19 protein-coding genes are annotated in these 19,537 nt (G+C 67.4%); 7 read left to right on the top strand and 12 right to left on the bottom strand.

What is annotated here, in order from left to right:
- Positions 1–8 precede the first annotated feature (8 nt).
- The gene (locus tag QFZ42_RS21660) at positions 9–1,019 is read right to left on the bottom strand and encodes a zinc-binding alcohol dehydrogenase family protein (protein WP_307702944.1); all 1,011 of its coding nucleotides are present in this window, start codon (positions 1,017–1,019) and stop codon (positions 9–11) included.
- 86 nt (positions 1,020–1,105) lie between these two features.
- Here QFZ42_RS21660 and QFZ42_RS21655 point away from each other — a divergent pair, with 86 nt between their 5' ends.
- Entirely contained in the window at positions 1,106–2,017 is a 912-nt protein-coding gene (locus QFZ42_RS21655; protein ID WP_307702943.1) for a LysR family transcriptional regulator, read from the top strand.
- Here QFZ42_RS21655 and QFZ42_RS21650 read toward each other — a convergent pair.
- A complete protein-coding gene (locus QFZ42_RS21650) occupies positions 2,014–2,811 on the bottom strand; it encodes an SDR family oxidoreductase (RefSeq protein ID WP_307702942.1) in 798 nt (265 codons plus the stop codon). The two genes, QFZ42_RS21655 and QFZ42_RS21650, sit on opposite strands and share 4 nt — an antisense overlap.
- Positions 2,812–2,892: 81 nt before the next feature.
- Between QFZ42_RS21650 and QFZ42_RS21645 the strand changes: the two genes are divergently transcribed.
- Positions 2,893–3,720: a creatininase family protein gene (locus QFZ42_RS21645; protein ID WP_307702941.1), complete on the top strand. Its 828-nt coding sequence runs from the start codon at positions 2,893–2,895 to the stop codon at positions 3,718–3,720.
- Between the two features lie 197 nt (positions 3,721–3,917).
- Positions 3,918–4,352 (top strand): DUF305 domain-containing protein, encoded by a 435-nt coding sequence (locus tag QFZ42_RS21640; protein WP_307704283.1) that lies wholly within the window; start codon positions 3,918–3,920, stop codon positions 4,350–4,352.
- On the opposite strand, the gene QFZ42_RS21635 is transcribed toward QFZ42_RS21640, so the two are convergent.
- The 10 genes from QFZ42_RS21635 to QFZ42_RS21590 form a co-directional block, all read right to left on the bottom strand.
- Positions 4,349–6,529 carry a TonB-dependent receptor gene (locus tag QFZ42_RS21635; protein WP_307702940.1) on the bottom strand — a complete coding sequence of 727 codons (2,181 nt, stop codon included), beginning with the start codon at positions 6,527–6,529 and terminating at the stop codon, positions 4,349–4,351. The two genes, QFZ42_RS21640 and QFZ42_RS21635, sit on opposite strands and share 4 nt — an antisense overlap.
- 272 nt (positions 6,530–6,801) lie before the next feature.
- Positions 6,802–7,434: a LysE family translocator gene (locus tag QFZ42_RS21630; RefSeq protein ID WP_307702939.1), complete on the bottom strand. Its 633-nt coding sequence runs from the start codon at positions 7,432–7,434 to the stop codon at positions 6,802–6,804.
- 5 nt (positions 7,435–7,439) lie between these two features.
- Positions 7,440–8,132: a VOC family protein gene (locus tag QFZ42_RS21625; protein WP_307702938.1), complete on the bottom strand. Its 693-nt coding sequence runs from the start codon at positions 8,130–8,132 to the stop codon at positions 7,440–7,442.
- 12 nt (positions 8,133–8,144) lie between these two features.
- Positions 8,145–9,062 (bottom strand): PhzF family phenazine biosynthesis protein, encoded by a 918-nt coding sequence (locus QFZ42_RS21620; protein ID WP_307702937.1) that lies wholly within the window; start codon positions 9,060–9,062, stop codon positions 8,145–8,147.
- Positions 9,063–9,067: 5 nt separating this feature from the next.
- On the bottom strand, positions 9,068–9,709 hold the full coding sequence (locus QFZ42_RS21615; protein ID WP_307702936.1) for a glutathione S-transferase family protein: 642 nt from the start codon (positions 9,707–9,709) through the stop codon (positions 9,068–9,070).
- A 4-nt stretch (positions 9,710–9,713) separates the two neighbouring features.
- Positions 9,714–10,385, bottom strand: a complete 672-nt coding sequence (locus QFZ42_RS21610; protein WP_307702935.1) for a LysE family translocator — start codon at positions 10,383–10,385, stop codon at positions 9,714–9,716.
- Between the two features lie 23 nt (positions 10,386–10,408).
- Positions 10,409–11,041 carry a DJ-1/PfpI family protein gene (locus QFZ42_RS21605; protein WP_307702934.1) on the bottom strand — a complete coding sequence of 211 codons (633 nt, stop codon included), beginning with the start codon at positions 11,039–11,041 and terminating at the stop codon, positions 10,409–10,411.
- Positions 11,042–11,065: 24 nt separating this feature from the next.
- The gene (locus tag QFZ42_RS21600) at positions 11,066–12,268 is read right to left on the bottom strand and encodes an aminotransferase-like domain-containing protein (RefSeq protein ID WP_307702933.1); all 1,203 of its coding nucleotides are present in this window, start codon (positions 12,266–12,268) and stop codon (positions 11,066–11,068) included.
- A gap of 37 nt (positions 12,269–12,305) precedes the next feature.
- Entirely contained in the window at positions 12,306–13,262 is a 957-nt protein-coding gene (locus QFZ42_RS21595; protein WP_307702932.1) for a DMT family transporter, read from the bottom strand.
- A gap of 61 nt (positions 13,263–13,323) precedes the next feature.
- Positions 13,324–13,923, bottom strand: a complete 600-nt coding sequence (locus QFZ42_RS21590; protein WP_307702931.1) for a LysE family translocator — start codon at positions 13,921–13,923, stop codon at positions 13,324–13,326.
- A gap of 101 nt (positions 13,924–14,024) precedes the next feature.
- Here QFZ42_RS21590 and QFZ42_RS21585 point away from each other — a divergent pair, with 101 nt between their 5' ends.
- The 4 genes from QFZ42_RS21585 (at position 14,025) to QFZ42_RS21570 (ending at position 19,534) form a co-directional block, all read left to right on the top strand.
- Positions 14,025–15,440, top strand: a complete 1,416-nt coding sequence (locus QFZ42_RS21585) for an aminotransferase-like domain-containing protein (RefSeq protein WP_307702930.1) — start codon at positions 14,025–14,027, stop codon at positions 15,438–15,440.
- A 98-nt stretch (positions 15,441–15,538) separates the two neighbouring features.
- Positions 15,539–16,288: a PhaM family polyhydroxyalkanoate granule multifunctional regulatory protein gene (locus tag QFZ42_RS21580; protein WP_307702929.1), complete on the top strand. Its 750-nt coding sequence runs from the start codon at positions 15,539–15,541 to the stop codon at positions 16,286–16,288.
- Positions 16,289–16,335: 47 nt separating this feature from the next.
- Entirely contained in the window at positions 16,336–17,616 is a 1,281-nt protein-coding gene (locus tag QFZ42_RS21575) for an FIST signal transduction protein (RefSeq protein ID WP_307702928.1), read from the top strand.
- 274 nt (positions 17,617–17,890) lie between these two features.
- Positions 17,891–19,534: a hypothetical protein gene (locus QFZ42_RS21570; RefSeq protein WP_307702927.1), complete on the top strand. Its 1,644-nt coding sequence runs from the start codon at positions 17,891–17,893 to the stop codon at positions 19,532–19,534.
- Positions 19,535–19,537 lie beyond the last annotated feature (3 nt).

The raw sequence follows: 19,537 nt of genomic DNA, 5'->3' as shown, positions 1-19,537 counted from the left end.
GATGGTGTTCAGAACCCCGCGAGCACCACCTTGCCCTGCGCGGTGCCGCTCTCGATCAGCGCATGCGCCTTCCTGAGGTTCGCGGCGTTGATGGTTCCGAAGCTGGCATTCGCGGTGGTGCGGATGCGGCCTGAATCGACCAGCGCCGCCACCTCGGCCAGCAGCGCGCCCTGCTCGGCGATGTCCGGCGTTTCGAAGCGCGAGCGCGTGAACATCATTTCCCAATGCAGCGAGATGCACTTGGTCTTGAGCGGCATCGCGTCGAGCGTCGGCAGGTCGTCGATCACCGCGAGCTGGCCCTGGGGCTTGAGGCTTTCGATGATCTGCGCATAGTGCTGGCCGGTCTGCGTGAGGCTCGCGACCATGTCGACCTCGCCGATGCCCGCGGCCTTGAGCTCGACCGCGAGCGGCTTCGAATGGTCGATGACCGCATGCGCACCGAGCGCCAGGCACCAGGCCCGCGTCTCGGCGCGCGAGGCCGTGGCCACCACGCGCAGCTGCGTGAGCTGGCGCGCGAGCTGGATCAGGATCGACCCCACGCCGCCGGCGCCGCCGGTGACGAGCAGCGTCTGCCCCGCGCCACCGCCCTTCAGCACCTTGAGGCGGTCGAACAGCAGCTCGTAGGCAGTGATGGTGGTCAGCGGCAGCGCGGCGGCCTGGGCATCGTCGAGGCTGGTGGGCGCCAGGGCCGCGATGCGCTCGTCGACCGCGTGCAGTTCGGAACTGGTGCCGGGCCGCATGATCGAGCCGGCGTAGTACACGCGGTCGCCGACCTTGAAGTTCTTCACCCCGGCGCCGATGGCCTCGACCGTGCCCGCGGCGTCCCAGCCCAGCACCTTGGCCTGGCCGGCCTCGGGCGCCATGTTCTTGCGGACCTTGGTGTCGACCGGATTGACCGAGATGGCCTTCACGCGCACCAGCAGGTCGCGCGGGCCGACCGCGGGCGCGGGCAGTTCGATGTCCTGCAGCGACTCGAGGTGGTCGATGGCAAGGGATTGGTAGTAGCCGATGGCTTTCATTTCGAAGGACCTTTCTTGAATGATGGCTCGACTGTAGGATGGCAACCGAAAATTGATAAGACCGCCTGAATCAGCAACACTTTCAAATGAAGATTGAAAATCTCTCGGACCTGCAGGTGCTGGTGCAGACCGCGCGCGGCGGCACGCTCACCGCGGCGGCGCACGCCCTGGGCATGACGCCCGCCGCCGCCAGCGCCACGCTCAAGCGGCTGGAAACGCAGCTCGGCGCGCGGCTGTTCGAGCGCTCGACCCGCGCCATGCGCCTGACATCGCAGGGCCAGACGCTGCTCGACTACGCGGTGCGCGCCTTCGAGCTGCTGGACGAGGGTGAATCGCTGGTCACGGCCGACCGCGGCGAGCTGGTCGGCACCCTGCGCGTGGCCGCCCCGTCGGACCTCACGCGCAGCACGCTGCTGCCCTGGTTCGATGAATTCCTTGCGTTGCATCCGGGCGTGCAGCTGTCGCTGTCCGTCGGCGACCGGCTGCTGGACGTGACCCGCGACGAGGTCGACGTGGCGCTGCGCTACGGGGCGCTGGCCGATTCGCGGCTGGTGGCGCGGCCGTTTGCCATGACCAGCCCGTTGCTCACTGCGTCGCCCGGCTATCTGCGCCGCCATGGCGCACCGACGACGCCGCAAGACCTGGTGCACCACAACTGCCTCACCTTCGACCGCGGGGGGCGCCGCCACCGCACCTGGCGCTTCGCGCAGAACGGCCAATGGACCGAAGTGCGCGTGAAAGGCGACCGCAGCGTGGACGATGCCTCGCTCGCGCGCGAGTGGGCGGTGGCGGGCTACGGCATCACGCTGAAGTCGGCGCTCGACGTGCGCAACGACACCGCGGCCGGCCGGCTGGTGCACCTGCTGCCCGAGTGGGACACCGAGCCCTATCCGCTGCACGCACTGATGCCGAGCGGCCGCTTCGTGCCGGCGCGCGTGAGGGCGCTGGTGGACTTCCTGGCCGCGAAGTTCGACGCGCTGACGGCGCCCGTGGCTTAGATCATGGGCGTGACGGCGCCGTCCATCGCCACGATGGCGCCGGTGATGTAGCTCGCCTTCGGCGACGCGAGAAACACGACTGCGTTCGCAATTTCTTCAGGCGCCGCAATGCGCCCGAGCGGCAGCCTTGCCTTGGCGCGCTGCAACGCCTCGTCGCTGCCGATGCCTTGCAGCTTTGCATCCGCCTTCATGCCTTCCTGCAGCCGTTCGGTCAGCGTGAGGCCGGGGTTCACTGCGTTCACGCGCACGCCCTTGGCCGCATAGGCCGCGGCCATGCCGGCGCTCACCAGCATCAGCGCCGCGTTGGCCGCGCCGCCCGCCATGTGAACCGGGCTCGCCACCTTGCCGCCCTGGCCAATCACGTTGACGATGGCTCCCTGGCCGCGTTGGCCCATGCGCTTGACCACCGGATCGATCATGTGGATGTAGGTGAAGTACTTGGCGTCCATCGCGTCGTGCCAGGCGGCGGCGTTCAATTCGTCGGGCGGCGTGCGGCGCGCGGCGCCGGCGGAATTCACCAGCACGTCGACCGGGCCGAAGGCCTGCTCGGCCGTATCGAGCGCGGCCACGGCGCTTGCGGGATTCTTGAGGTCGGCGGCATGCACCGAGACCCGGCCGTCGGCCTGTGCAAACGCCTCGACCAGCGTCTTGCGGCCCTGCTCCAGGTTCTGCAGATCGCGCGAGACAAGGCTCACGCGCGCGCCCTCGCGCAGGAAGCCCAGCGCGCAGGCCAGGCCGATGCCCTTGCTGCCGCCGGTGATGAGAACGTGCCGGTCCTGGAGCTGGAGATCCATGTGAGAGTCCTTGTGTCGTGAAGAAAAAAGCCGTGCGGTGGCGGGGTCGCGTGGATTGAATCACCGCTCTAAGATCGGCGGATGAACGCATCCCCTGTATCCCTGCCCCGCCACTGGTCTCAACTGACGACGCGCGACTTCGCGGCGCTCGATGTGGCAGCGACCGTCGCGGTGTTGCCGCTCGGCGCCACCGAGCAGCACGGGCCCCATCTGCCGCTGGGCGTGGACACCGTTCTGGCCGACGGCATCGTGGCCGCGGCGCTGCCGCTGCTGCCGGCCGCGTTGCCCGTGCTGTTCCTGCCCACCCAGCAGATCGGCCTGAGCCCCGAGCACGCGCGCTTTGCGGGCACGCTCTCGCTGTCGGCCGAGACCGTGATCCGCATGTGGAAGGAAATCGGCGCCGGCGTGGCGCGCGCCGGCGTGAAGAAGCTGGTGCTGTTCAATGCGCACGGCGGTCATGTGGGTGCGATGGACATCGTGGCGCGCGAGCTGCGCGCGGCGCACGGGCTCATCGTCTACAGCGTGAGCTGGTTCAATCTTCCGCTGGGCGCTGCGGGCGCGCAGTTCGGTGCCGACGAGCACCGCTTCGGCGTGCATGCGGGCGATATCGAAACCTCGATGATGCTGGCGCTGGCGCCGCAGCAGGTGCGCATGGGCGAGGCGAGGAACTTCCGCTCCACCTCCGAACAGCGCGCGGCCGACTACGCGATTCTCGGCAACGGCAAGAGCGCCAAGCTGGGCTGGGCCATGGAGGACTACAACGCAGAGGGCGCGGCCGGCAATGCAGCGGCCGCGACCGCGCCACGCGGCCAGGCGGTGATTGACGCGGCCGCGCAGCAGCTTGCGTTGTTGCTGGCCGAGGTGTCGCGCCTGCCGCTGGACACGGCCAACACGCAGCCCTTGCCCTGAGCTTCGCACGCGAGCCCCCGATCGGCTCGGGTGCGGTCGCGGGAGGCGTGAATTCCGCGCACGCGGAAGGGGCTTGCCAAGAGCCGAACATATCCGTCCGGTCACTCAGCTCCCAGGACAAGGAGAACGCGATGGAACGTCAAGGCCATGCCCCGCAGCACGGGGGCACGCACCCCTACATGATGTTTGCGGTGAACATGCTGCTCAGCCTCATCGTCATGTACTTCGTGATGTTTTCCATGATCGACGGCTGGGGCGACTTCCGGAACAACCTCAACATGTTCTACATGGCGCTCACCATGGTGGCGCCCATGGGGATCATCATGCTGGCAACGATGCGGGGGATGTACCGCAGCAAGGCGCTCAACGGCGCACTCCAGGTCGGGCTCGCGGTGCTGTTTGTCGCCGCCCTGGCAGGTACGCGGCAGCAGAGCCTGATAGGCGATGGCCAGTTCATCGCCTCGATGGTGCCGCATCACTCGGGCGCAATCCTCATGTGCCGCGAAGCCCAACTGAAAGATCCCGAGCTGGTGAAGCTGTGCCAGCAGATTTCAAGCTCTCAACGCGGCGAGATCGAACAGATGAATGCCATCCGGAAGAGACTCGCTGCGCCGGGGCTCGCTGGCACCTAGAACTTCGCGCGCAGCGTCAGCTGCACTTCGCGGCCCGGTCCCGGCAGGATCAGGTTGTCCACGCTGCCGTGCGCCGAGATGTAGTACTTGCGATTCGCGATGTTCTTCAGGTTGAGCGCGATCTCGTAGCGCTCGGTCTTGTAGCTCGCCGCGAGGTCGGCGGTCAGGTAGGAAGGCAGCGTCACGAGATTGCTCAGCGAGGCATAGCGCGCGCTGACGTAGTTCAGGCCGCCGCCGGCGCTGAAGCCATGGCCGAGGTCCTTCATGGCCCACACGAACGCCGAGTGGCGCGGCGTGAGCGCGGCGGTCTTGCCCTGCAGGGGAATCGCGGCGCCCACCGGCAGCTGCAGCGAGCTCACGGTGGCGAGCGACTTCGTCATCTTGGCGTCGAGGTACGCATAGCCTGCGCTCACGTCCCAGCGGCCGGGCAGGCGGCCGTTGAGCGCGAGCTCCAGGCCGTTGGTGCGCTGCGTGCCGACGTTGATCTGTCGGCGCGGGTTGTTCGGGTCGGTGTTCTTGATGCCGGAGCGCTCCAGGTTGAACAGCGCGGTCGTGAAATTCAGGTTGCCGTCCAGCAGGTCGAACTTCGCGCCGATCTCCTTGTTGGCCGTGATCTCGGGCGCGTTGTCGAGGTTGCTGGCAGACAGCGCAAAGTTCTCGCCCGAGGGCTGGAACGAGCGGCTGTACGACACGTAGTAGGACTGCACGGCGTCGGGCTGCCACACCAGGCCGGCGCGCGGGCTGAACTTGCGGTCGGTGCGCTCCAGCGGCGCGAGCTTGCGCTCGAAGCTCGTGTCCTGCTTGAACACGTCGTAGCGTCCGCCGAGCAGCGCCTTCCATTGCGGCGCCAGCGTGATCTGGTCCTGGAAGTACAGCGCCGCGGTGTTGAACTCGCTGTTGCTCGGGATCGCGCTGTCCGCGAGATAGCTCGCGACGGGAATCGGCAGCGGGTCCGCCACCGGGTTGAAAAGGCTCACCCGCTGGGCTCCGGTGGCCGAGGAGACGGTGTACAGGCGCTTGCGTTGCACGCCGAACTCGGCGCCGACCAGCCACTCCTGCTTGAAGCCGCCGAGCTCGTTGCGCCAGGTCAGGTCGGTCTGGTTGAACCAGCCGCTCTCGTCGCGGTCGACGAAGCCGCGCGTGCGTCCGACCGTGAGGCGCACCGGGTCGGTGGTGCCGCTGGGCAGGGTGTTGTTGCGGTCGAGGTGGTAGCTCGAGTAGCGCGTGGTGTTGCGCAGGCTGAGCGCATCGCTGAAGCGGTGGTTCAACGTGGCGGTGAAGGTCTGCACCTGGCTGGTCACGGTGTCGTCGCGCCGGCCATGTGCGGAGCCGTAGTACGCGCCGATGGGCACGTCGACCGGGCGGCCGTTGAGCGCCGGAATCCCGAAGTCGGTCAGGCGCTGGTCGCGCAGGGTCGTGTACTGCAGCAGCAGGTCGGTCTGCGGCGTGAACTTGATCGCGAGCGAGGGCGCGATGTTGTAGCGGTCGGTGAACTGCTGGTCGCGGTAGCTGTCGGACTTCTCGCGTGCCACGTTCAGGCGGAATGCCATGTTCTCGCCGATGGGCGTGTTCAGGTCGGCCGTGGCGCGCTTGTAGTCATGGCTGCCCAGGCCTACCGAGACTTCTCCGAAAGGGCGGTCGAACACCGGTTTCTTGGTCACGCGGTTGATCAGTCCGCCCGAGGAGCCGCGGCCGTAGAGCACGGCCGCCGGACCCTTGAGCACCTCGATGCGCTCGGTGTCGGACAGGTCGCGGAAGTACAGCGCGTCGTCGCGCACGCCGTCGACGAACCAGTCGGAAATGGCGCTGAAGCCGCGGATCACGACCTGGTCGCGCTGGCCGTCGCCATGGTTGAAGCTCACGCCCGGTGCGTTGCGCAGGGCGTCCTGCATCGAGACCGCACCCTGGTCGCGCAGCAGTTGTTCGGACAGCACGTTGATGGCCTGCGGAACGTCCCGCAGCGGCGCGCTGCTCTTGGTGGCGGTGCTGCCGGACGATGGCGAGTAGCCTTTCTCCTCTTCGGCGCTGACGTTCACCGCGGGCAGCGTGCCTCCTTCGGCACTCGACGCGCTTTGCGCGAGGGCGGCGCCCGACAGCGACGCAAACGCGGCGCCGGCCAGCAGAGACAGGGGCCAGAGCTGGCGCGGGCCAGGGTTGTTTTGAGAAGAAGGCTTCATGTCGCACGGTTCCGTTTTTGTAGGTATCGAAAATCGCGCACGGGCAGCCGCGCACAGCCTTGCTCTTCGCCACAGGAGACGAGGAGCAAAGCGGTGCCTTGCCTTGAAGAAAATCTGGGTGAGGCGTTTGGCTCGCGCGGACCGAAATGTCGGCCCGCGGGCAATACCAAAAGACGGCCGCTGGATGCGGCGGGCTGAATTCTAAAGAACTAAATGCGATTCGTTCGCATCTGTTGCAAAGGAGCGACGGTGGATTGCTCGGCGGATTCTGTTCACTTGCGTTCCGTCAGCGCGACGCGCACCGCGAGCGCGGCCAGCACGCTGCCCATGACGTAGCGCTGCGCGCGCAGCCAGCCGGCGCTTTGCGAGAGCACGGCCGTGATGCTCGCGGCGCCGAGGATCATCACGGTGTTGACCACCGCGCTGCTGGCCATTTGCGCGACGCCCAGCTGCATGCTCTGCAGCAGCACCGAGCCGCGCTCGGGATGAATGAACTGCGGAAAGAACGAGAGATAGAACATCGCGACCTTCGGGTTCAGCAGGTTGGTGAGGAACCCCATGCGAAACAGCTTGCCCGGCGGATCGGCCGGCAGCGCACGCGCCTCGAAGGGCGCATTGCCGCCGGGCCTGACGGCCTGCCATGCGAGCCACATCAAGTAAGCCGCACCCGCGAGCCGGATCGCGTCGAACGCGAGCGGCACGGCCAGCAGCAGGGCGGTGAGCCCGAGCGCGGCGGCGAACAGATGCGCCAGGAAGGCCATCAGCACGCCGCCCAGCGAAATCAGTCCCGCGCGGCGGCCCTGGATGAGCGTGCGCGACACGCAATAGATCATGTTCGGCCCCGGCGTGAGCGCCAGCAGCAGCGAGGCCAGCGCGAACCAGGCGATTTCGGTCAAGGTCAGCATGTCGGTCAAAGCCCTTCGGATTGAAGCGTGACGGGGCCTCGGGGCGTGTCGAGCACGGCCACGAGGTTGGGTGCGCCGGGTTGCACGGCCATGTCGGCCATGCCGATGGCCGACAGCGCCGCCGACAGGTCGGCCGCGCGGGGATGTGTGACCTGCAGCGATCGCATCGCCAATCCCGAGGCGGGCATGGCATCGGTGGGATGCACGGGGCCCCACTGGATCAGCGTGGGCAGCGCGCCGTAGAAGAGCCGCTGGCCGTCGTCGCGCACGGTGATCTGCCATTCGAGCCGGCCGGCGGGCGTGTCGCGCGAGGCTTCGAGCAGATGGCCGCGATCGATGTGCGCGCGTTCCTCGTGCGCCAGCGCCTGGAGCGCGGCCTGGGCGTCGGGCACGCGCGCCACGAAGTGCACCAGCCGCGGTCCGCGCCGCGCGAGGCCCGCCTGCAGCACCGCATCGTCGAGGTCGAACCAGCGCCGCGTACCGCGGCGAGACGGCCGCTTACCCGGCTCGATCGCGATGATTTCCAGGTAGGCCTGGGGAAACGCGTCGCTCGCAATGTTCAGCAGCCGGTTGTGCGTGCCCATCAGCGGATGCGCGCCGCCGGGGCCGGGCACGACGCCCAGCGTGGCCTCGCACCACGCCACGCCTTCGGCCAGCGAGGCGGCGGCGATCACCAGGTGGTCGAGCTGCGCGCGCATGGTGCCTTGCCCTTACAGCGTGACCTGGCCGTCGACGCAGGTCACGGCATCGCCGCCGACCCACACCATGCCGTCGCCGTCGCGCTCGATGTACACGAGGCCGGCGCGTCCGAGGCACTGGCCCTGCGCAGCCACGTAGCGCGCGGGCATGTGGCCGTCGGCGATCAGCCACTCGGCGAGGCTGGCGTTGAGGCTGCCGGTGACGGGGTCTTCTTCGACACCGATGGGCGCCGCGAAAGCGCGCACCTCGAGATCGATTTTCGGGCTGCCCTCGGCCGCGGCCTTGCCGCCGAAGGCGCGCGCCTCCCGGTTCGACCGGCCGATCAGCATCGACGAGCCCTCCACCGCGGGCACGCCCGCGACGCCGGCCTTGACGCCCAGCTCCTTGAGCATGCGATGGTCGGGCACGAGCCGCAGCACGGTGTCCGCATCGCTGAGCAGCAGGCCGAACCAGACCGGACCGTTGTCGAGCACCTGGGCCGCAACGATCTGCTGTGCCTTGAGGCCGAGCGCGCCCGCCACCTTGGCCAGCAAGGTGGGACTGGGCGCGCTGCGCTTGAGCGGCGGGGCCGAGAAAGCCAAGCGCTCGCCTTCGCGCCGCAGCGGCACCAGGCCGGCCGCGCACTGCTGCACGACCCGGCCCGCCGCCTTCGGCTTGCCGCCGGCCTGCAGCCAGGCATGGCAGCTGCCGATGGTGGGATGGCCGGCAAAGGGCAGTTCGCCACCCGGCGTGAAGATGCGCACGCGGTAGTCGGCCGTGGGCTCGGTCGGCGGCAGCAGGAAGGTGGTTTCGGACAGGTTGGTCCACTGCGCAAAGCGCTGCATCTCGGCATCGTCGAGGCCGCTGCCGTCGAGCACCACGGCGAGCGGGTTGCCGAGGTAGGGCGTTGCGGTGAAGACGTCGACTTGTTTGAACGGGCGGGATTTCATGCGTGTCATTCGAGCGGGAGATCGAGCACGCCGCGCGTGCCCGGACGGGAGATCATTTCGCCGTACCAGCGTTCGAGGTTCGGCCAACTGGGGCGCTGGTATTCGGCCGGCGGCAGGCCGAACCAGCGATGCGCTTCGCAGCCGATGGGAATGTCGGCCATCGTGAAGCGGTCGCCGGCCATGAAGGGCTGTCGCGCAAGGTGCGCGTCGAGGAGGGCGAACAGGGCCTCGCTCGCGTGGACCGATGCCGCGATCAGTGCTGGGTCGCGTTCGGCCGGCAGCGTGCGAATCCATTGCACGAAGGCGTCGCGGCTCGCGCGGTTGAGCGTGGTCTGCTGCCAGTCCATCCAGCGCTCGGCGTCGAAGCGCGCAGGCAATTCGCTCGGGTAGCACTTGCCATGCGAGTGCTTGGCGCACAGGTAGCGCACGATCACGTTCGATTCCCAGAGCGTGACGCGCTCGCTGCCTTCGCCGTCGTCGATGGTGGGCACCATCGCATTCGGGTTGAGCGCCAGGTATTCGGGCGTCTGCACCACGCCGAACCGGCCGCCAGCTTCGGTGCGTTGAAAGTCGAGCCCGAGTTCCTGCGCGCACCAGACGACCTTGCGCACATTGATCGAACTGATGCGGCCCCAGATATTGAGCATGTGTTCAGCTTCCTTGGACAGGTGTGGCGGACAGGGCGGACGGCACGGAAGGACGGTCGAGCAGCAGCAGGCGGATGGCCAGGCCGGCCATTACCAGGGCCAGCACGCCGCGCTGGAACTTTTCAGCCCCCGGGCGGCGCTGCAGCCAGCGGCCGACCTGTCCGCTGCATGCGCCGAGCAGCGTATTGAACGCGAGCGCGGCTACCGACAGCATGACGCCGAGCTGCACCAGTTGCAAGGGCACGCTGCCGCGCGCGGGGTCGACGAACTGCGGCAGGAACACCATGAAGAACAGCAGCGCCTTCGGATTGACGAGGTTGTTGAGAAAGGCCATGCGCACGATGCGCGAGAAGGCGGACGGTTGCGCACGCGCACCGGTGGGGAGGCCGCCGCCGCTGCGAACGGCCTGCGCCGCGAGCCACAGCAGGTACAGCACCCCCGCATAGCGCAGCAGGTCGAACGAAGGTGGCCAGGCCGCCACCAGCGCCGTGACGCCGCTAGCCGCGAAGAGCGTGTGCACCAGGTCGGCCGACGAGATGCCGAGCGCCGCCGCGAAGCCGCCGCGCGGCCCGTGGGCCACGCCGTGCGAGAGCACGAAGGCCATGTTCGGTCCGGGCGACAGGAACAGGGCCAGCACGGCCAGAACGAAGAGCGCGAGCGTGGCGAGGCTGATCATGGCGTGAACCTGCAATGCGTCTTTCAGGCCGCCGCGGCGGCGGTTGCCGCGACTTGCGGAAGGTACGGCTCGATGTTGCGCATCGCGCGCGCCACGTAGTCGTCTTTTTCACCCACCGGCGCGACGTAGTGCAGCGCGCTCCTTGCGGCCTCGACGCCTTCGCTGCGCGCGATGAGCCAGGCCGCGAGGTATGGCGCCGAGAGGCAGCCGCCGGCCGTCGCCACGTTGCCCTTGGCGAAGAAAGGCTGGTTGAGTACCTCGACGCCGGCTTCCTGCACCCAGGGTTTGGTCGTGAGGTCGGTGCAGGCAGGCACCGCGCCCAAGAGGCCCAGCTTGGCCAGCAGCAGGGTGCCCGAGCACTGCGCGCCGATCAGCTGCCGCGTGGCGTCGAGCCGGCGCAGCACGCCCATGATGGCGGGGTCGGCCGCGACTTCGCGCGTGCGGATGCCGCTGCCCACGAGCACCGCCTCGGCGTCGGCGGCCGCTTCGAGCGTGGAACTCGCATGCACGGTGACGCCGTTCATCGAGGTGACCGTGGCGCTCGGCGCGGCCAGCGTCACGCGCCAGCCCGGCTTCTTGATGCGGTTGAGCACCCCGAGCGCGATCAGCGAATCGAGCTCGTTGAAGCCGTCGAAAGTAAGTATGGCGATGTGCATGGTGAAGTGCCTTTGCGTCGTGGCTCAGACCGGCTCGGCCGCGAGCTTGCGTTCGGCGAGCAGCGCCAATTCCTCGCGCAGCGTCAGGGCCAGCGCAGCAATGGCGATGTCGATTTCCTCGACGCTGGCGGTCACGAACGACAGGCGCAGCGTGCGCGGATCGCCCTCGCCGGCATAGAACGGCGCACCCGGAACGAAGGCCACGTTGCGCTCCACCGCCTTGGGCAGCAGCGCGACCGTGTCGATGCCTTCGGGCAGCCGCGCCCACAGGAACATGCCGCCCTTCGGCGCGTTGAACTTCACGTCCAGCCCGGCCATCTCGCGCGTGAGCGCGGCCATCATCGCGTCGCGCTGGCGCTTGTAGAGCGCGCGGATGGTGGGCACGTGGCGATCCAGGAAGTTGTCTTTCATCACCGCCGAGACCATGCGCTGCGTGAAGATCGGCGTGTGCAGGTCGACCGCCTGCTTGGCTTGCAGCAGCTTGGGATAGATGGCTTTGGGCGCGACCAGGAAGCCCAGGCGCAGCCCGGGAGCGAGCACCTTCGAGAACGAGCCCAGGTAGATGCAGCCTTCGGGGTTGCGTGCGGTCAGCGGCAGCGGCGGCGCTTCGTCGAACCACAGTTCGCCGTAGGGGTTGTCCTCGACGATCGGCAGGCCCGCGGCGGTTGCGGCAGCGGACACGGCAGCGCGGCGCGCTTCGGTCATGGTGCGGCCAGTGGGGTTCTGGAAGTTGGGCAGCAGGTAGACGAAGCGCCCATCCTTTGCCTTGGCCACCAGGTCTTCGACGATCACGCCTTCTTCGTCGCTGGCCACGCTCACGGGCTGCGGCTCCATCGGGCCGAAGGCCTGCAGCGCGCCGAGATAAGTGGGCGTTTCGACCAGCACCTTGCTACCCGGGTCGAGCAGCACCTTGGCCACGAGGTCGAGGCCCTGTTGCGAGCCGGTGGTGATGAGCACCTGCGCGGGATCGACGTTCCAAGGCAGCATGTCGGCCACGGCCTGGCGCAGCGGCGCATAGCCTTCGCTCGCGGCGTATTGCAGGGCCGCCTGGCCGTCGTTGTGCAGCACCTCGGCGCAGGCGTCGGCAAAGGCCTGGATCGGGAAGGTCTTCGGCGAAGGCAGGCCGCCGGCCAGGCTGATGATGCCGGGGCGCTCGGTGACCTTGAGGATTTCACGCAGCACCGACGGATTCATCTTGGCGGCGCGGGCGGCGAGTTTCCAGTTCATGGGTTCTTCTTTCAGGCGGGTGGGGTGAGAGGCGATTTCAGGATTGTTCGGCCCGCACTGCGCGCGGCGGAACGGCAAGCGCGGGCTGCGGCTGCGAAAGGCGCTTGCCGAGCACCACCGTGCAGACCACGGCGATGGCAAAGCCCAGCGTGACCACGTCGAGCGGCTCGCCGAGGATGGGAATGGACGCGAGGATCGACAGAAAGGGTTGCAGCAGCTGCGTCTGGCTCACGCGCAGCGCGCCGCCCAATACCAGGCCGCGGTACCAGGCGAAGAAGCCGATCCACATCGAGAACACGCCGACATAGACGAAGCCCAGCCAAGCCGATGTAGCGATGGGTTCCTGCGGCCACAAAGCCAGCGTGGCGGGCAGCGTGACGGGCAGCGCCATCACGCAGACCCAGCAGATCACGCGCTCGGCGCCGAGCGAGGGCGTGACTTGCGCGCCATAGATGTAGCCGAACGAAGCCGCGACCACCGCGCCGACCAGCAGCAGGTCGGCCCATTCGAAACCGAAGCCGTGGCCGTTCTGGCTGGCGCGCAGCAGCGAGAACAGCACGACCAGCACGCTGCCGGCCGTGGCGCAGAGCCAGAAGCCGAGCCGCGCGCGCTGGTGCAGCACCCAGGCTGCGACCGCTGCGGTCACGAGGGGCAGGAGCGCCGTCACGACTGCCGCGTGGCTGGCCGTGACCACTCGCAGGGCGTAGCCCAGCAGCAGCGGATAGCCGACCACGTTGCCGAGCACCGCCATGCCGAGGGGTTTCCACTGATGCGGCGCGGGCCGCGGCGAGCGGGTGGCGAGCAGGAAGATCGTCGAGAGAATGCCGGCCAGCGCGGCGCGGCCGAGCGTGACGAACCAGGGCGAAAGCTGCGGCGCGCCTTGCGTGCCGGTGGCCAGCCGCGTCATCGGCAGGGTGACCGCGAACAGCGCCACGCCGATCACGCCGAGCCACATGCCGAGCGTTTCGTCCTTGATGTTGAGCCTGGTGCTCATTGGATGACCTCCGTGCTTCGCACTGCGGTGCGAGCTTGCTCGGGGCGGCCCGGCGCGGCGCTCATACGCCCAGCATCCACCAGGCCGTGAGCACCAGCACCAGGGCCATCGCACGGTTGAACCACAGCAGGCGCTTGCCCTTGGAGAGCCATTCGCGCAGCAGCGCGCCGGCCAGCGCATAGGTGAAGTTGCTGACGAAGGCGTAGACCAGCATCACCGGCGCGACGATGGCGAATCGGCCGAGCTGATCGGGCTGCCCCGCGATCCAGCCGGCCACCAGCGTGAGCGCGAGCAGCCAGGCCTTGATGTTGACGAACTGAAGCATCACGCCCTGGCCGAAACCGACGTTCAGGCTGGCGCCGTCCGCGCGGCCGAGCGTGCCGCTGCCGCTGAGCTTGTAGGCGAGCCACAGCAGGTAGCCCACGCCCACTGCCTTGATGGCCAGGCGCAGCGAAGGCACCGCCACCACCAGCGCGCCGATGCCGGCCGCGCACAGCACCAGCAGCAGTGTCCAGCCGACCGGAACGGCGATCACGAAGCGCATGGCGCGCGGCAGGCCGCCGTTGGCCGCGAGGGCGGTGGAAAGCGTGGTGTTGGGACCGGGCGAAAAACTCATCGCCGTGGCCAGCACCAGCAGCGCGGTGAATTCTTGCCAGTTCATTGCATACACTCTAAACTTTGGACCATTACAGTTCCAGTACAGATGATCGAACATACGCGAAAACTGTATTGGCTTCCTCTTCGACACACAGGCCGGCACCGATGCTGACACGAACCTCCACCCAGTCGCTCACGGGGCAATTGGCCGACCGGCTGGCCGAGCGCATCCGCACCCGTTTGCTGCCGCCCGGTGCGCGCCTGCCCTCGGTGCGCGAGTGCGCGCGCCAGCAGGGCGTGAGCCCCTACACGGTGGTGGCCGCCTACGACCAGCTGCTGGCGCAGGGCCTTGTCGAGGCGCGCCGGCAGCGCGGGTTCTACGTGCGCGATTCGGCGCCCGCGCAGGATGGGCGCCCGCCCAACGCAGCCCCCATGGTCGCCCCGATGACGGCCTCGCGTGTTCCGGCCGACGCGAGCTCGCTGATTCGCAGCATGTTCCACCGGCCGAGCGACAAGCCGCAGCCGGGCATGGGCGTGTTTCCGCCGGACTGGATGTCGTCGACCTTCATGCCGACGGCCGTGCGCCGCGTGACCAGTACAGCGGCGCTGCAGGAGCTCTCGCTCCAGTACGGCGAGCCCGCCGGCGACGCCGCGCTGCGCCGCAGCCTGTCGAACAAGCTCATGGGCATCAACGTGCCCGCCGCGCCCGGCCAGATCGTGACCACGGTGGGCGCCACGCATGCGCTGGACATCGTGAGCCGCACGCTGCTGCGCGCGGGCGATCCGGTGATGGTCGAGGAGCCCGGGTGGGCGCTCGAATTCGCGCGGCTCGAGGCGCTGGGCATGCGCATCCTGCCGGTGCCGCGCCGCGCCGACGGACCCGACCTGGAGGTGATGGCGCAGTACTGCGCGCTGCACAGCCCCAAGCTCTTCGTGAGCGTGAGCGTGCTGCACAACCCGACCGGCTACAGCCTGACGCCGGGCAGTGCGCACCGGGTGCTGAAGCTGGCGAATGAATACGACTTTCACATCGTCGAAGACGACACCTACAGCCACCTCGCGCCCGAGCACGCCACGCGGCTCTGCGCGCTCGACGGGCTGCAGCGCACCATCTACGTCAGCGGGTTCGCGAAGATCCTGGCGCCCAACTGGCGCATCGGTTTCCTGGCCGCCTCGCCGGAACTGCACGAGCGGCTGCTCGAAACCAAGCTGCTGGCCACGCTGACCACGCCGGCGCTGTTCGAGCGGGCGCTGTCGTGGTGCATCGACCAGGGCCAGCTGCGCCGGCATGCCGAACGCATCCGCGTCCGGCTCGACGGTGCGCGCGGCCGCGCGGTCAAGCTCGCCATGGCGCACGGCTGCACGTTTGCGTCGGAGCCGGCGGGCCTGTTCGGCTGGGTCGATACCGGGGTCGACACCGACGCGCTCACGCAGCGCATGCTCGACCAGGGCTACCTGCTCGCCCCGGGCTCGCTGTTCCATGCGCGGCGGCCGCCGAGCACCCTGATGCGCATCAATTTCGCGACCTCGCAGGACGCGGCTTTCTGGAAGGTGTTCAGCAAGGTTCGCGCGGAACTCTGACGGCTCTTGACAGGCAAACGGGAGGGGCAGTCGGCCCAAAATGACGGTGCCTTGGAGTAAGCTGGCAACACAAGAAAACCCAACCCGGAGACCCGTGCATGAGCAACGCCAGCCAACCCTTCGACTTCAGCCAATTCGTCCCCGGATTCGACTTTCTGAAGAACCTCGCGGGCGGTGCCGCCGCCGGTTCGGGCGGCGCCGCGAGCGCGGTGCCGGGTTTGCCGAGCCTCGCGAGCTGGGTGGCGCCGACGCTGAGCGTGGAAGAGGTCGACAAACGCATCCAGGAACTCAAGACGGTGCAGTACTGGCTCGAACAGAACGGCCATGCGCTCAAGGCCACCATCCAGGCGCTCGAAGTGCAAAAGATGACACTTTCGACCTTGCGCGGCATGAACGTGCGGATGGAAGATATCGCCAGCGCGTTCACCAAGCAGGCGGCGGCGATGGCGCCTGCTTCTGCGCCGGCACCGGAGGAAGCTGCACCGCTCGAGCCGCGTGCCGAGGCGCCTGAAGAAGCCCCTGCGCCCGCGAAAAAATCGCGCAGCAAGCCGGCGTCTGCCGCTGCTGCGGCATCGGGCAGCAACGGCGGCGTGGTCGATCCGATGCAATGGTGGGGCTCGCTGACCGAGCAGTTTCAGCAGATCGCCAGTTCGGCGCTGCAGGATGCGGCCCAGCTCAAGGTGCCCGCCATGGCCCAGCCACTGGCCGACGTGGTGGGCCAGGCCATGGGCAAGCCCGCCGCGGCTTCTGCGGCTCCAAAGTCCGCTGCGAGAAAAGCGGCCGCGGCACCGGCCGCCAAGAAGAAGACCCCGGCCGCTGCGCGCAAGCGAGCGACCGGCCGACGCTGACGTCATACCTACACACACATCTTGAAGAGAACGGGCTGGCACGCATCATGAAGTTGTTTCCCTCCGGCCATGCCACCCATCCGCAATGGCGCATGGCGGCCGGCCTCGTGCTGGCCCAGTTGCGCGCCCAGATGGCGCTGCCCGACTACGCGCCGGCGCCGACGCTCGGGCTGCTCTACATCACCGACCACTATGCGTCGGACGCGCAAGACATTCTCGACCACCTGAGCGCCGAGCTTCCCGAGGTCACCGATTGGTCCGGCACGGTCGGCATCGGCGTATCGGCCAACAACGCCGAGTATTTCGACGAGCCCGGCCTGAGCCTGATGCTTTGCGCGCTGCCGAGCGACCAATACCGCGTGTTCTCCGGCGTGGCGCCGCTCGGCAACTCGGAAATGAGCGGCTTCGAGGCTCATACGGCGCTGGTGCACGCGGATCCCGCCACGCCGGACCTGACGGAGCTGATCGGCGAGATGGCGGGCCGCACCGACACCGGCTATCTGTTCGGTGGACTGTCGTCGGGCCGCGCGGGGGCGCTGCAGTTCGCGGTCGGCGGCAACGGCAACATCCGCGGCCACGGCGCCGCGGGCGGCGTGTTCTCGGGCGGCTTGTCGGGCGTGGTGTTCGGCGAGGGCGTGCGGCTGGTGTCGCGCGTCACGCAAGGCTGCCAGCCGCTGCGAGCGGGCGCGGGACGCGAGCGCGAGATCACCGAGGCCGACGGCAATCTGGTGCTCAAGCTCGACGGCGAACCCGCGCTCGACGTGCTGTTGGCCGAACTGCAGGTGTCGCTCGAGCGGCCGCAGGAAGCCATCGATGCCGTGCGCGCCACGCTGGTAGGCCTTGCCGACGCCGGCAGCGACGGCATCCGCCGCACCGGCGACCTGGGCGCGGACGTGCTGGTGCGCCACATCATCGGCCTGGACCCGACGCGGCGCGGCATCGCCATTGCCGAGGCGACCGAAGCCGGCATGCGGCTGACCTTCTGCCGGCGCAACGCGCAAGCCGCGCGCGCCGACCTGATGCGCATCTGCGCGGAAATCCGCGAAGAGCTGGAGCCCGAGGAGCAGACGCTGGCCACCGCGCGCGCCGTGGCGGCCGGGGAGGCCGAGGCAGCGCCGCACCCCGCGCGCCGCATTGCAGGGGCCGTGTACGTGAGCTGCTCAGGGCGCGGCGGGCCGCACTTCGGCGCGCCGGGCGCCGAGCTGCAGATCGTGCGGCACGCGCTGGGCGACGTGCCGCTGGTCGGGTTCTTTGCGGCGGGGGAGATTGCTCGGCACCATCTGTATGGGTATACGGGTGTGCTGACGGTGTTTACCGCGGCGGACTAACCGACGGGGGGAAGGGCGCGCCCGTCCGGGCGTTCCGATCCCGGGCGCACCGGCCCGGTTGCCTTGCTGTGGGCGCTGGCAAGGTGCTAGGAGCGTCGCGACTGTCCAAGACGCAAAGTGATAACAGTGATTTCCTGTTGTAATCACATTGTCATAATGCAAACAGAAGCAAATCTATTGGGGCGCTGATCGAAAGCGTCGGCGATGGATTGAACTTTTGTTTTAAAAAAATGCTGCAGCCTCGCACGCGCCGCCTCAATTGCCTTTCGTTTCGATGAGCCACCTTGCGTTTAACGAAGTCGTTTTCTTGGACGACTTCTTTCGGTCTGAAGAGAATGGGCTGCAATCTCATCCGATCAACCGACGTTTTCTTCGGGGCCTTTTTTATTCCGCGTGCCAAGCCTCCGGGATCGCGGTGCGAGAAGAGCATCCCATCTCGAGTGGCGGCCGGCTTCCCGTCAGATCCTTAATGGATCTCCTGGGCTTACCGCACACCACGGCTGGTTGGGCGAGTGCTGCCATTGCCAACCTGGGGCCTGCGCTCGACGAGCTGAAAACCTTGAGGCTCGGCAAAAAGAGTCTTGTCATCGGGTGGGGACTGCCTCCTTCGCTGCTGAATCACATCAGCGCCTGCAACGCGACGTTCATTGACGTGGAGGTGCACCCGCTGCGATTTGCTCGCCATCTGCATTTGGGCATGCGAACCAACAGCAAGAGAATTGCCACCATCCTTTCTCAAATCGCCGTGCCTGACGAGACATTCCGAAATGCGGCCATCGGAATGAAGGCGCTGTTTTCGAGGCGAGGAGGTAACGCGCTGTTTTCTCCCGATGCCCGGGTCGGGGTTTTCCTGGGCCAGACAGACGTGGATTTGGCTCTCGTGAGCAACGGGCGGCTCGTCCGGCCGCGAGATGTCGTTGAAAGAGTTGCCGCCTTGGCCGCCTCGGTGGACGTCTTGGCCATCAAGCCTCACCCATGCCAACCCGGCACTGAACTGCTGGATGGCCTAGCGAAAAAAATACCGAACTCGGCGATGGTGGGCAACAACATCTACGTCATGCTGTGTGCCGAAAATGTTGCATTTTTCAGCGGAATTTCTTCCGGCGCCCTGACTGAGGCAGAGTACTTCGGCCAGCGCGCTGAGAGAGTCGCTGAGCAGGACAGGAACAATCCTGCGCTTCTTCCCGCTGACTGCTCTGGCTGGTTTCCGGTGGGAAGCGAGGTCGCTTCGTTGCGGGTGATGAAGGATGTGTTTGGGCGATCCTATCTGCCAGCGTTCTTGATCCCCAAGCGGCGATATGCCGAGGCTGTGTCGACTGCCGACCCGAATGCCATTGACCAAGCATTTGGAATGCGATGGGGCCTTCAGCTGGACGCGGAAGGATTAAGGTCATGCCCGAAAGTGGCCTTGGACGAGGTAGTTCATTTTGGAAACGCCGGCTCGTACGCGGCGGCATTGAGCAATGGTTGGCATGAACCTGAACCTTGGGGCGCTTGGAGTTCAGAGGAACTCGCCTCCGTTTTGCTTATGCTTGATACGGCCAATCTTCCTGAGCACGGAAGGGTGCGAATCACTGTGACTGGTACGCGCTGTCCGCCGAGCGGGGCTGATCCGTTTGCAATAGAGCTTCGAATCAATGGCAACAAGTGCGAACTCGCTCGGGACAGCGAGACGCGGATGGTCTTTGCCTGCGATCTGGACAGTGATGAACTACGTTCCCGGCCTTTGTTGACAGCCGAGTTCTTGGTCAAGGGCGCGTTCCGTCCCTGTGACGTATCCGACAGCACAGATTGCCGGCAGCTGGGCTTCGGGCTTCATTCGTTGAAGGTCGATGTTCTGGATGCCTCCCGCGGCGACATCGTGTACGCCAAGTGCGACGGTATTGCATGTAAGGAAGCGGCAAACGCATTGCCGTGACGT

The sequence above is a fragment of the Variovorax paradoxus genome, from assembly GCF_030815855.1.
Taxonomy (GTDB): Bacteria; Pseudomonadota; Gammaproteobacteria; order Burkholderiales; family Burkholderiaceae_C; genus Variovorax; species Variovorax paradoxus_M.
This window is presented reverse-complemented; position numbering and strand designations above follow the sequence as displayed.